A 12,069-nucleotide genomic window follows, 5' to 3' on the forward strand; every position below is an offset into this window, starting at 1 on the left:
GCTTTCCCTTCATCCCACGCCAAAACAAAAAAAACTCCCCGCGGCTTGCCAGACGTATTCCCTGGACCCTCCTTCGAGGCCCGGCTTCGCCGGGCACCTCGGGATGAGGGGCGATGGGCAAGTCGGACTTAAGGCCTTGCTTCCGCTCTCTTAGGGGGAGGTGGCTCGGCGCGCCTCAGGACCCCAAAACAAAAAAACGCCGCGCGGCTGGGCCGGGCGGCGTTCTTGAAAACTCGAAAAATCCGGAAATCAGCTGCCGATGCGGCGCAGGCGCACGACGATGTCGACGCGGGTGATTTCCATGCCTTCCGGCGGGACGGGGACGTCCTCGACGCGCAGGGTCGACATCGGAATGTCGAGCACGCGGTTTTCTCCTTCGACGAAGAAGTGGTGGTGGTCGTCGACATTGGTATCGAAATAGGTCTTCGAACCGTCGACAGCGACTTCGCGCAGCAGGCCGGCTTCGGTGAACTGGTGCAGCGTGTTGTAGACGGTGGCGAGCGACACCGGCACGCGATGGCTCATCGCCTCTTCATGCAGCCCTTCGGCCGAGATGTGGCGGTTGCCGCGCTCGAACAGGATCTCGGCCAGAGCCAGACGCTGGCGCGTCGGACGCAGGCCCGCCGTCCGCAGCATGACGCGCACTTCCGAAGCCTTCTTGTCGGCTGTGCGGGTTGCTTTTCTGACGAGATCCATACGCATTTGCGGTCTGTCCGTATCTTGGCGTTCGAGCGACAAACTGATCCCGCCCGGAAAGGCTGGGTCAGTCCGAATAACCTAACTCTAAAATGAAGCTTTAGCAACAGACCGATGAAAACGGCCTGTTGCCTTGCTTCCCAGAGTCTCAGCCGCGCTGGTCGCGCGCCGCCAGCGTGCGCAGACGGAGCGCGTTCAGGCGGATGAAGCCGGCCGCGTCCTTCTGGTCATAGGCGCCGCGATCGTCCTCGAAGGTGACGAGCGCGTCGGAATAGAGCGACTTCGGCGACGAGCGGCCGACGACGATGGCGTTGCCCTTGTAGAGCTTCAGCCGCACCGTGCCTTCGACATGCTCCTGGCTCTTGTCGATCAGCGCCTGCAGCATCTCGCGCTCGGGCGAGAACCAGAAGCCGTAATAGATCAGCTCCGCATAGCGGGGCATGATCGAATCCTTCAGATGCGCGGCCTCGCGGTCGAGCGTCAGGCTTTCCATCGCGCGGTGCGCGGCGAGCAGGATGGTGCCGCCCGGCGTCTCGTAGATGCCGCGCGACTTCATGCCGACGAAGCGGTTCTCGACCAGGTCGAGACGGCCGATGCCGTTGTCGCGGCCAAGCTCGTTCAGCTTGGTCAGGAGCGAAGCAGGAGAGAGTTGCACGCCGTCGACTGAGATGGGATCGCCCTTCTCGAAGCCGATCTCGACATAGGTCGCGACATCGGGCGCGTCTTCCGGCGCCACGGTGCGCATGAAGACGTAGGGCGGGGCTTCCTTCGACGGGTCTTCCAAAACCTTGCCCTCGGAAGACGAGTGCAGCAGGTTGGCGTCGACGGAGAACGGCGCCTCGCCGCGCTTGTCTTTGGCGATCGGGATCTGGTTCTTCTCGGCGAAGTCGAGCAGGTCGGTGCGCGACTTGAAGTCCCACTCGCGCCAAGGCGTGATCACCTTGATGTTCGGGTTCAGCGCATAGGCTGACAATTCGTACCGGACCTGGTCGTTGCCCTTGCCGGTGGAACCATGCGCGACAGCGTCGGCGCCGACTTCGCGGGCGATCTCGACCAGGCGCTTGGCGATCAGCGGCCGTGCGATCGAGGTGCCGAGCAGGTAGGTGCCTTCGTACAGCGCATTGGCGCGGAACATCGGGAACACGAAGTCGCGGACGAATTCCTCGCGCACGTCCTCGATGTAGATCTGCTTGACGCCCATCATCTCGGCCTTCTTGCGGGCCGGCTCGAGCTCTTCGCCCTGGCCGAGATCGGCCGTGAAGGTAATGACTTCAGCCTGATATTGCTGTTGGAGCCATTTGACGATGATCGAGGTGTCGAGCCCGCCGGAATAGGCGAGGACGATCTTCTTGATGTCGGACATTGTGAGGCCGTTTCCGCGAAGATGAAGGATGGCAGCGCTTATAGTATGCGCGTTCCCCGCCAGCAACCGCAGCGGCGCGGGCGCTAGTCCGTGTCGTCGCCGCAGAGCGGCACGGGGGCGAGCGGCGCGATCGGCCGGTCGAGCCGGAACAGATGGTAGGACCGGCTCGAACTCGGGCCGCTGGCGACCGCCAGCCGGCCCTTGTCCTCGACCTCGCCGAAGAAGCGGGCGAGCCGCGCGGGCTCGGCGCAGCCGGCGACCAGCAGCGCCGGGCCGGTCGGCGCGTGGTCGAGGAGGCTGCGCGTCAGTTCGAACTGGTTGTCGGGCCCTGGATCGTCCGGCCACACCGTGACGGCCACGGGATCGTCGCGCAGATTGTAGACGAGGGCGGCCGCGTCGGCGCGGCTGAGCGCCACCACCATGCTCGCGCCGGAAGCCTTCGCCTCGGCCCGGACGGCGTCGCCGAGCCGGCTCCAGCCCAGCACCTGCTTGTAGATGTCGCCATGCTTCAGCAGCGGCAGCGTCACCCGGTCGGCGACGGCGTTACCGACGAACAGCACCAGCTGCGCGACAATGCCGATGGCAAGCCCGGCCTGGACCAGGCGGAAGCGGCCGCTGCGGATCAGGAATGAGGTGCCGATAAGGGCGGTGGCGACGAGGCCGGAGGCGGCCCAGTTGGCGTTGGTGATGGTCAGCACGCTGGCGATCGTGACGACCAGGATCACCGGCAGCGCGAAAGCGAGCAGCATCCGGTCCTCGCCGGGCCGGCCCTTGCGCCAGGCGGCGATCGCGGCGGCAAGGGCGCCGCCCATCAGGAACGGCCCGATGATGCCGAACTGCGCGGCGAGGAAGCCGATGGCGTTGCCGAGGCTGATCTTCAGCCCGTCGCCGGAGATGTTCTCGTTGGTGTGGCGCAGCGTGACCAGGCCGTTGTTGAGGTTCCAGACGATGTTGGGCAAAAGCAGCAGCAGCCCGATCGCGACCGCCAGCCAGAACCGGCCGGAACGGATGACGGCGCGCGATGGCGGGTCGATCAGGGCGGCGATCAGTGCGCAGCCGATGAAATAGGCCATCGCGTATTTCGCCAGCAGGCCGAACCCAATCCCGAGGCCCAGCAGCAGACTCCAGCGATAGCCGCCGCCGGCGCGCAGCCGCACGAAGGCGTAGAGCGACAGCGCCCAGAAGAACAGCAGCAGCACGTCGGTCGACAGGATCGCCGCGGAGAAGGCGACGCCCGGCGCCAGCGCGAAGCCGAGCGCGGCCCAGAAGCCGATGCGCGGCCCATGGAGCGCGCGGCCCGTCGCATAGATCAGCAGCGAGGTGCCGAAATAGAACAGCGGCGACGGCGCCCGTACGCAGGCGACGCCGGTGCCGCAGACCGCGTTGGCGGCGGCGATCGTCCAGGCGATCAGCGGCGGCTTGGAAAAATAGCCGAAGGCGAAATGCTGCGACCAGTCCCAGTATTGCGCCTCGTCGACCTGCAGATCGGTGACCGAGTATCGCAGCGCCAGCAGCCGCGCGAGGGTGATGGCCGCTAGCAGGACGACCAGGAGCACGGCGCTTTGGTCGGCAAAGGGCGACGCGGCCGCCCCTGTTTCAGTTCGATCGGTCAACTCGGCCAAGTCCGTTGCTGCGGTGGTCCCGCGGGCCACCCCGCGCAATACGCCCGAGGATAAAAGCCGCTGCAAGCGCGATCTTCGCCAGCGTACCTTCGGTCGCAGCATCGATGCGGGCACTGAAGGGGCCTGCAACCAGCACGCGATGCAGGCCGAGCAGAATGACGAGTGTGATGGCCCAGGAGATCAGCACGTCGGAGAGAAAATGGCCGCCAAAGGCGATCCGGTTCAGCGACAGGGCGAGGGCGAGCGCGCCGATGGCCGCGGCGAGGGCCGGCCGGTAGCGCGGCGGCGCCAGCATGGCGAGGGCAAGCAGCCACATCGCCGAGGCCGCCTCGCCGGAAACGAAGGAGCAATTGGAAAGGCAGGCGCCGCCGATCTTCCAGGCGGGTTCGAAGGGCGCGGCGCCGCCGAACAGATCGACCTGGATCGGGCGGGGCCGGCCCCAAAAGCTCTTGAGGACGCCATTGACGATCAGGCCGGGTCCGAGCGCCAACGTCGAGAACAGGAACCAGATGTGGCTGGCTCGGATCGGCATGGGGCGCAGCGGGCGCGCCAGCTTGGCGCCGAGGCTCGCGAGCAGGGCGAGGCATACCAGCACGACCAGATCCCTGCCGAGCAGGCGCAAGGTCACGAGCCCGGGAAGGCGCGATGCGGGAAAGGCTCCATCGACATGAAACAGCGCGGCGAAGCGAAGATCGAGGGCGGGAAAGGCCATGAAGAGCAGCGAGATCGCGGCGAGGCTGGCCAGCGCCCTATAGAGCGGCGTCAGGGAAAGCGGGTCGGCGGACCGACCGGCCGGGGCCGTGCCGTCCCGCGCTGCACCGTTGCGTGAAGCGATGTCCCGCTCCGCCATTCTCCGGCCCCCGCTGCCATCCGGAGGCGCCGCGAGGCGCCATGCAGGACATGCATAGAGCAGGGTGTGTGACAGGATCAGGACAGTCGCGGCGGCGAAATCGGCTTGCGCGGCCCGCGTTGAGGGCAGCCCAAAATGAATCCGGCGCCGCCGCGGTGTGGTGACCCGCGGCGGCGCCGGAAAGCCCCGGGGGATCCCCGAGGCTGTGCGAACTTGTTGGCGCTCGCGCCTATTCGGCTTCGTTGCTGGGCGCGGCCTGGAGCTGGTAGTAGAACTCCTTGCCGAGATCGTTCAGCAGGCCAAGCTGGGTCTCGAGGAAGTCGATATGGCCTTCCTCGTCCTTCATCAGCTCTTCGAACAGGGCCATCGAGACGTAGTCGCCGGCGGCGTGGCAGACGTCGCGGCCTTCCTTGTAGTAGTTCCGCGCCGTGTATTCGCCGCGCAGATCCGCCTCGAGCACTTCCTTGACGTTCTGGCCGATTTCGAGTGGGTCGAGCACCTGCAGGTTGGGGAAGCCGTCGAGGAAGATGATGCGCGCGATCAGCTTGTCGGCGTGGTGCATCTCCTCGATCGATTCGGCCCGCTCCTTCTTGGCGAGCTTGGTGTAGCCCCAATCCTCGGTCAGCCGGTAATGCAGCCAGTATTGATTGACCGCCGTCAGCTCGAGGCGCAGCGCGCGGTTGAGATACTCGATGACCTTGGCATCGCCCTTCATGGCGGCATCCTTTTCTGGAATTGTTCTAATCCGAGAATAGGGTGGGCCGCGGCGATCGTCAAACGCCGATTCCGGTCTTCTGGAAGGACTTAGCCGTAGACGGCGATGTCGTCGGATTCCTCGGAACTGCTGCCGAGCGGTTCCGGACAGGTGACGATGGCGCCCGATTCCGCCAGCAGCTTGCGCACCAGGATGAAGCAGACGGTGCACTGCGCCTTCATGCCGAGGGCGCGATAGACGCGGGCGGGGGTGAGCGGTCGGCCGGGGGTCTCGCGCGCCAGCCGTTCGGCGGCTTCGAGAATGCGGGCCTTGGTGAGGAAATTGCAGGAACAGACGATCATGGCAGGGGAGGTTGCCTCCGTGGGCTTCCGTTTTACCAGAGATAGGCCTTCGCGTCCGCGCCCGCCAGCCGGCTGACCGGCGGAGAGAGAGGGCGAGCCCGCGCTAGGCGCGGGCTGCCGGGCCGCTTTCGATCGCTTCTTTTGCCGCAAACGGGGCGTTTCGATGACCGCATCGATCCTCGGCCCGCTTCCCGGAAGGGGGTATTGCCCCTCCGCTCCATTGGCCGGGAGAGGCCGCGAAGCGGAAAAGCGTATTCGTTGGCTGGAGCCTAGCGGCTGACCACCGCGAGGAACAGGATCACGACGATCAGCGCCAGCAGGCCCCAGACATAGGGACCGCCGAGGAAGCCGCGTGCCGCCGCGACCTCGACTTCTTCCTCGATCTCTTCCGCGACTTCGCCGAGATCGAGCGCTTCGTCGTCGATCTTGTGCTCGATGCGGTCGGTCAGCTCGTCGGTCGCCGCCGCGTCGGCGGGCTCCAGATTGGCGGGCTCCAGCTTGACGGGCTCGGCATCGGGCGGGGTGGTCGGCGTGAGGGAGGCCATCGTCGGCTCGTCTCCAGAAAGGCGGTTGGCAATAGCGCCGACAAAGCCGTCGGCTATCTTCTTGGTTGTGCTGTCTATCAGTCTTGTGCCCAGTTGCGCCAGCTTGCCGCCGACGTCGCCGCTCGCATCATAGATCAGGATCGTCGCATCGCCATCCTCGGCGAGCTTGAGATCGGCCCGGCCGGTGGCAAAGCCGGCGACGCCGCCCTTCGCTTCGCCGCGGATCGTGCAGCGCTCGGGCGGCTGCACATTGGCAAAAGCCAGGCGGATGACGAAATGCGCCTGGATCGGTCCGACCTTGGCGGCGATCGTGGCGCTGATCGCATCCTTCGCCGTTCGCGACAGCGTCTCGCAGCCGGGAATGCAGGCCCGCAGCACCTCCGGATCGCTCAGGGCCCGCCAGACTTCGTCACGACGGGCGGGGATGCGGTATTCGCCCGTCATCTCCATGGCTGTCGTCCTCGTCAGCCGGCGCCGGGCCAATCCGCCTGTCGCCGTCTTCCGCGCGAGGGCGCGCGGGTTATCTCCTCCATTTTATCTTGGATGGAGCCCCGGAGTCGGCAAGACGGGCGGCGCCTTCGTTGCCGGCATCGATTGGCTTTCGGCGCGGCGAACGCTATGAACCGACCATGACGACCGCTTCCGAGATTTCCCCCGCCGCCCGCGCTCCCCAGACACCGGCCTCCCGCTGGCCGGTGATGCTGACGACAGAGGGCTGGCCCGATTATGCGCTGATCGATTCCGGCCATGGCCGGAAGCTCGAGCGCTATGGTCCCTACCGCATCGTGCGCCCCGAGGCGCAGGCGCTGTGGACGCCGCGCCTCTCCGCCGAGGAATGGGATCGCGCCGACGCGATCTTCACCGGCGCCAAGGACGAGGATTCGGACGGCCGCTGGAAATACAGGAAGCCGCTCGGCGAGACCTGGCCGATGGCCTGGCCGCTCCCGCGCGCCGTCGGCGAGGGCGAGGTGCGCTTTCTCGGCCGCTTCACCGCCTTCCGCCATGTCGGCTTCTTCCCCGAGCAGGAAATGCACTGGGCCTGGTTCGGCCGGAAGATCCGCGACGCGAAATATGCCGATCCGAAGCGCCAGCCCAAGGTGCTGAACCTCTTCGGCTATACCGGCATCGCCTCCTTCGTCGCGGCCATGGCCGGCGCGCAGGTGACGCATGTCGACGCCTCGAAGAAGGCGATCGGCTGGGCCCGCGATAACCAGACCATGTCGGGCATCGCCGATCTGCCGGTGCGCTGGATCGTCGATGACGCGATGAAGTTCGTGCAGCGCGAAGTGCGCCGCGGCTCGAAATATGACGGCATCATCCTCGACCCGCCAAAATTCGGCCGTGGCCCGAATGGCGAGGTCTGGGACATCTTCGAGCGCCTGCCCGAGATGATGGCGCTCTGCCGCCAGTTGCTCGCCGACGACGCGCTGTTCCTCTGCCTTTCCGCCTATTCGATCCGGGCTTCCTTCATGGCGATCCACGAGACCTCGGCCGAGGCGCTTTCAGGCCTGCCGGGCACGCTCGAATCCGGCGAGTTGCTGATCCGCGAGGAAGGCGAAGGCCGCACCCTTTCCACGTCGCTCTTTTCCCGGTGGTCCCGCGATGGCTGATCATTCCCCGATTGCCGCGCCCGGCGCGGTCAAGACCATCACCAGCTTGACCAATCCGACGATCAAGGACATTCGCGGCCTCGCTTTGCCGAAGAACCGCAAGGAAAGCGGCCTGTTCGTCACCGAGGGCATGAAGCTGGTCGCCGACGCGGTCGAGGAAGACTGGCCGATCAAGATTCTTGTCTATGGCGCGAAGGTCGCCGACCACCCCGTGGTCAAGCGCGTCGCGACGACGGCGCATGCGCGCGGCGGCGACGTTCTGGAAGTCTCCGAGGCGGTGCTTTCAAAAATAACGCGCCGCGACAATCCGCAGATGGTCGTCGGCGTGTTCGAGCAGAAGCTGACGCCGAAGAGCGAGATCCAGCCCGGCCCCGCCGGCGTCTGGGTGGCGCTCGAAGGCATCAAGGACCCCGGCAATCTCGGCACCATCATTCGCACCGCCGATGCCGTCGGCGCCGAGGGCGTGATCCTTGTTGGCGACACGGTCGATCCGTTCGGGGTCGAGGCGGTGCGCGCCACAATGGGCTCGATCTTCCACATGAAGCTCGCCCGCATGAGCGTCGAAGAATTCAAGTCCTGGCGGAAAGGCTGGCCCGGCATCGTCGTCGGCACGCATCTTTCCGGCAAGTCGGATTATCGCACCATCGATTACGACCGGCCGGTCATGCTGTTCATGGGCAATGAGCAATCCGGCCTGCCGGACGATCTTGCCGCGACCTGCGACCATCTCGTCAAGATCCCGCAGGCGGGCCGGGCGGATTCGCTCAATCTCGCGATTGCCACCGGCGTGATGCTCTACGAGATCCGCCGCGACAAGCTGAAGCTCTAGGCATGGGTGCGATGACGCCAGAGACGGACACCAAGGCCGCCCCGGCGGGGGCCCGCATTCCCGGCCCGTTCTCGGCGCTGGGTCTTTCGATCATGGCGCTGACCATCCTCGTCGACCAGCTCTCGAAGTGGATCGCCGACGCCTATCTGGTCTATCAGCAGGGCATCGCGGTGCTGCCGGTCCTGGCGCTCTACCGCATCAACAATACCGGCATCGCCTTCTCGCTCGGCAACAGCGCCGACAGCCTGGTTCTGATCGTCCTGACCGCGATCGTGACGGGGGTGGTGTTCTGGGTCTGGCGCGGCTCGACCGAGGGCGGCCGGACCGCCGCCACCGGCTTCGCGCTGATCGCCGGCGGCGCGATCGGCAATCTGATCGACCGGATCTGGCACGGCCACGTCATCGATTTCCTGTATCTGCACTGGAACGAGCGCGGCTTCTTCGTCTTCAACCTCGCCGACGTGGCTTTGACCATCGGCCCGCTGCTGCTCGCCTGGGTGTATCTGCTGCAGCCGGGCAAGAAGGGCTGAGCCAGCTCTTCTTGAACCTCCCCCTTGAGGGGAGGTCGAAAACGCCCTTCGCGTTTTCGGGAGGGGGCGCTTGCGATATCCGACGAAGCACCCCTCCCCAAGACCGCCCCGAGGCGGTCTTGACCCTCCCTCAAGGGGAGGGTTCAGGGCGGTGCGTGCTTCGAGACGGCCCTGCGGGCCTCCTCAGCATGCTGAGATTGGAATTGGCACGCCGGCAAAGTCGAAAAAACCCCAACATGCTGAGGAGCGGCCCAAGGGCCGCGTCTCGACGCACGCACAGGGTCTTAGCCGCCCCTAAAACACCGTCCCGTCGCTCTCGATCATCAGCGGCGGGCCGCCATCGGCGCGCTTTTCCCGCGCAATCCGCCGCCCGGCCGCCCAGGTGCCGCCTTCCAGCACCTTGGCCAGCGGCAGCGTCTCGGCGTCTCGCCCCAGCGTCTCGCGGATCAGCGCCGCCGTGCGGTCGAGCAGGGCGACGGTCAGCGCCCGCCATTCGACGATGAACTCGTCCTCGGCCTTCCAGCGCCGTGCGAATGCGGCGGAATCCCTCGGCACCAGCACGCCGAAATCGAGGAACAGACCGCCATTGCGGTATTCCGGCAGCCCGGTCAGCCCGTCGAGATCGATGACCTCGACCCCGGTCCAGAGCAGCGGCTCGATCAGCGAATAGGTCAGCCACTGCGACAGCTTGTGGAACGGCATCAGGCCCGAGGTCGCGTCGTCCGTGATGAGCTTGCGATGCTCCCAGGTGTCGCCGAGCGCCACACCCTCGCGCAGCAGCCGGCTCGGCCAGATCGGCCCGAGCGCCTCCAGCACCAGCTCCAGGATTTTCGGCGCTGAGACCCGGCCGTCCTCGTCGGCGGTGGCGAGCACCGCGTCGAACAGCCCGCCCGGCCGCGCCTCGTCGGTGCCGAAGAGATCGGCCCGGTCGGCGACGACCCGGCCCAGCGCGTTCAGCAGCTTGGCCCGGCCCTCGAGCCCGACCATCGGATTTTCAGGCGAAACCTGGAAGCCCTCGGCGAGGTCGGCGGCCTCCAGCACGGCCAGCGCCGCGGCGTCGGCGCGCAGCGGGTCGGCCGGGTCCTGCGAGAACAGGCCGGAGGCGAACATGGCGAAGCTCGCCACGCCAAGCCCCTCCGAGCGGGAAAAGGTCTCGCCGGTCATCGCCTCGTGATAGCGCCAGTCGGGCCCCGCGCCGGCATCGAGCAGCACGGAAACGATGGCAAGATCATAGGCGGCGCGGCCGAAAGCGAAGGGATCGGTGATGCCGGCAGCATCCACCAGGCCGCCGAACCGGTCGATCTGCCCGGCTTCGAAGTGGCGCCAGCGCGCATGGAACGGGATGTCGCGGTCGCCATAGTTTTCCCGCATCGTCTCGATGACGTAGTCGGCCACCGCCGGCAGGCGGTCGAGATCGACGGCGAAATGGTCGAGCTCGCCGGCGATGCCGAGGTCGAGCAGCCGGTTGGCGCGCTCGCGCACGGCGCTGGCGGAGAGAAGGGAAGGGATCGATGCCAAGGAGATGCTCCGTCGATGCGATAGGAACGGACTTCACCTCTCCCGGAGGAAGAGGTCGACGGCGGAGCCGGCGGGTGAGGGTTTACGGCGTTTCCGGAGAGGACGTAAACCCTCGCCGGACGTTTGGGCCGATCTCTCCCTTGCGACGCGAGGAGAAAAGCGCCTCCATCCCGACCGCCGGCAGCCCTCTCAATATTTCTCCAGCGGCCTGCCGATCGTGTGCGCCAGATCGTCGGCGGTGGGCGGCGCGTCGGCGGAGAAATAGCCGGCCGCCTTCTTCGCCTCCATCTCGACGCGCGCGTCGACCGGGATCAGCGCATCCGGCAGCGCCACCCGCTCGCGGATCTCGATGCCGGAGCCGGTGATGGCGTCATACTTCATGTCCGACATCGAGACGAAGCGGTCGATCTTGGTGATGCCGAGCCAGTGCAGGATATCCGGCATCAATTGCTGGAAGCGGGCGTCCTGCACGCCGGCGACGCATTCGGTGCGCTCGAAATAGGTCGCCGCCTGGTCGCCGCCCTCCTGCCGCTTGCGCGCGTTGTAGACGAGGAACTTCGTCACCTCGCCAAGCGCCCGGCCTTCCTTTCGGGTGTAGACGATCAGCCCGACGCCGCCTGCCTGCGCCTCCTTCACCGCCTCCTCGATGCCATGCACCAGATAGGGCCGGCAGGTGCAGATATCGGAGCCGAACACGTCGGAACCGTTGCATTCGTCATGCACGCGGCAGGCGAGCGTCCGCTTCGGATCCGCGATCGCCGCCGCATCGCCGAAGATGTAGAGCGTGATGCCGCCGATCGGCGGCAGGAACAGCGCGAGGTCCGGCCGCGTCACCAGTTCCGGATACATGCCGCCCGTCTGCTCGAACAGGGTGCGGCGCAGCTGGTCCTCCTCGACGCCGAAGCGCGCCGCGATGCCCGGCAGGTGCCAGACCGGGTCGATCGCCGCCTTGGTGACGGCGACGTCCCCATTGCCATGCACGATGGTGCCATCGATCGGCAGCCGCTTCAGCCGGATCGCCTCATGCAGCTCGATCATGGTGAGCCGCGCCTTGGTGATGGCGATGGTCGGGCGGATGTCGACGCCCTCGGCGATCAGGTCGGCGAAAAGCTCGGCGGCGAGGTGCCCGAACGGGTCGAGCGAGACGATCTTGGCGGGGTCGGCCCATTGCGGGTGCGGACCGATCGAGACCGCCGGCGAGGTGTTGCGATAATCCGGCCGCTGGATCGGGTTCAGCGCGCCGGAGGAGACGGCGAGCGCGCGATAGAGCGAATAGGAGCCGCCATGCGTGCCGATCGTGTTGCGGTCGGCGGGGTTCGACACGGTTCCCACCACAGGCCCGCGCCGGCGCGGGTCGGGGTCGCCCCAGCGGATCGGAAACCGGACCGGCGCCTGGGCGCCGGGATGCGAGGTGAGACGGATATGCGTCGAACGGTTGATCGTCGTCATG

The 12,069-nt window shown here is 66.6% G+C and carries 12 protein-coding genes; 3 read left to right on the top strand and 9 right to left on the bottom strand.

What is annotated here, in order from left to right; translation table 11 throughout:
- Nucleotides 1-249 precede the first annotated feature (249 nt).
- The 7 genes from irrA to ABIE08_RS18775 all read right to left on the bottom strand — a co-directional run bounded on the left by irrA (nucleotide 250) and on the right by ABIE08_RS18775 (nucleotide 6,582).
- Nucleotides 250-702 (bottom strand): iron response transcriptional regulator IrrA, encoded by a 453-nt coding sequence (gene irrA, locus ABIE08_RS18745; RefSeq protein ID WP_354553362.1) that lies wholly within the window; start codon nucleotides 700-702, stop codon nucleotides 250-252.
- Between the two features lie 142 nt (nucleotides 703-844).
- Nucleotides 845-2,059: an argininosuccinate synthase gene (locus ABIE08_RS18750; protein ID WP_354553363.1), complete on the bottom strand. Its 1,215-nt coding sequence runs from the start codon at nucleotides 2,057-2,059 to the stop codon at nucleotides 845-847.
- An 83-nt stretch (nucleotides 2,060-2,142) separates the two neighbouring features.
- On the bottom strand, nucleotides 2,143-3,672 hold the full coding sequence (locus tag ABIE08_RS18755) for an ArnT family glycosyltransferase (RefSeq protein ID WP_354553364.1): 1,530 nt from the start codon (nucleotides 3,670-3,672) through the stop codon (nucleotides 2,143-2,145).
- Nucleotides 3,656-4,531, bottom strand: a complete 876-nt coding sequence (locus ABIE08_RS18760) for a phosphatase PAP2 family protein (RefSeq protein WP_354553365.1) — start codon at nucleotides 4,529-4,531, stop codon at nucleotides 3,656-3,658. The genes ABIE08_RS18755 and ABIE08_RS18760 overlap by 17 nt, the downstream gene beginning before the upstream one ends.
- A 229-nt stretch (nucleotides 4,532-4,760) precedes the next feature.
- Nucleotides 4,761-5,246: a bacterioferritin gene (gene bfr, locus ABIE08_RS18765; RefSeq protein WP_266333976.1), complete on the bottom strand. Its 486-nt coding sequence runs from the start codon at nucleotides 5,244-5,246 to the stop codon at nucleotides 4,761-4,763.
- An 89-nt stretch (nucleotides 5,247-5,335) separates the two neighbouring features.
- On the bottom strand, nucleotides 5,336-5,587 hold the full coding sequence (locus ABIE08_RS18770; protein WP_266333978.1) for a (2Fe-2S)-binding protein: 252 nt from the start codon (nucleotides 5,585-5,587) through the stop codon (nucleotides 5,336-5,338).
- Between the two features lie 269 nt (nucleotides 5,588-5,856).
- Entirely contained in the window at nucleotides 5,857-6,582 is a 726-nt protein-coding gene (locus tag ABIE08_RS18775) for a CoxG family protein (protein ID WP_354553366.1), read from the bottom strand.
- Nucleotides 6,583-6,761: 179 nt separating this feature from the next.
- Here ABIE08_RS18775 and ABIE08_RS18780 point away from each other — a divergent pair, with 179 nt between their 5' ends.
- From ABIE08_RS18780 to lspA, 3 genes are read left to right on the top strand one after another with little or no spacing between them, the layout of a single operon-like run.
- Nucleotides 6,762-7,742 carry a class I SAM-dependent methyltransferase gene (locus ABIE08_RS18780; protein WP_354553367.1) on the top strand — a complete coding sequence of 327 codons (981 nt, stop codon included), beginning with the start codon at nucleotides 6,762-6,764 and terminating at the stop codon, nucleotides 7,740-7,742.
- Nucleotides 7,735-8,571, top strand: coding sequence for a TrmH family RNA methyltransferase (locus ABIE08_RS18785; protein ID WP_354553368.1), 837 nt, complete (start codon nucleotides 7,735-7,737; stop codon nucleotides 8,569-8,571). The genes ABIE08_RS18780 and ABIE08_RS18785 overlap by 8 nt, the downstream gene beginning before the upstream one ends.
- Before the next feature lie 11 nt (nucleotides 8,572-8,582).
- A complete protein-coding gene (gene lspA, locus ABIE08_RS18790; RefSeq protein WP_354553369.1) occupies nucleotides 8,583-9,101 on the top strand; it encodes a signal peptidase II in 519 nt (172 codons plus the stop codon).
- Between the two features lie 294 nt (nucleotides 9,102-9,395).
- Here the strand turns inward: lspA and ABIE08_RS18795 are convergent, their stop codons facing one another.
- Complete coding sequence (locus ABIE08_RS18795; protein ID WP_436409583.1) at nucleotides 9,396-10,625, bottom strand: URC4/urg3 family protein; 1,230 nt, start codon at nucleotides 10,623-10,625, stop codon at nucleotides 9,396-9,398.
- 183 nt (nucleotides 10,626-10,808) lie between these two features.
- The gene (locus ABIE08_RS18800) at nucleotides 10,809-12,068 is read right to left on the bottom strand and encodes a GTP cyclohydrolase II (RefSeq protein ID WP_354553371.1); all 1,260 of its coding nucleotides are present in this window, start codon (nucleotides 12,066-12,068) and stop codon (nucleotides 10,809-10,811) included.
- Nucleotide 12,069: the final 1 nt, after the last annotated feature.

The organism is Kaistia defluvii, assembly GCF_040548815.1.
GTDB classification, from domain to species: Bacteria; Pseudomonadota; Alphaproteobacteria; order Rhizobiales; family Kaistiaceae; genus Kaistia; species Kaistia defluvii_A.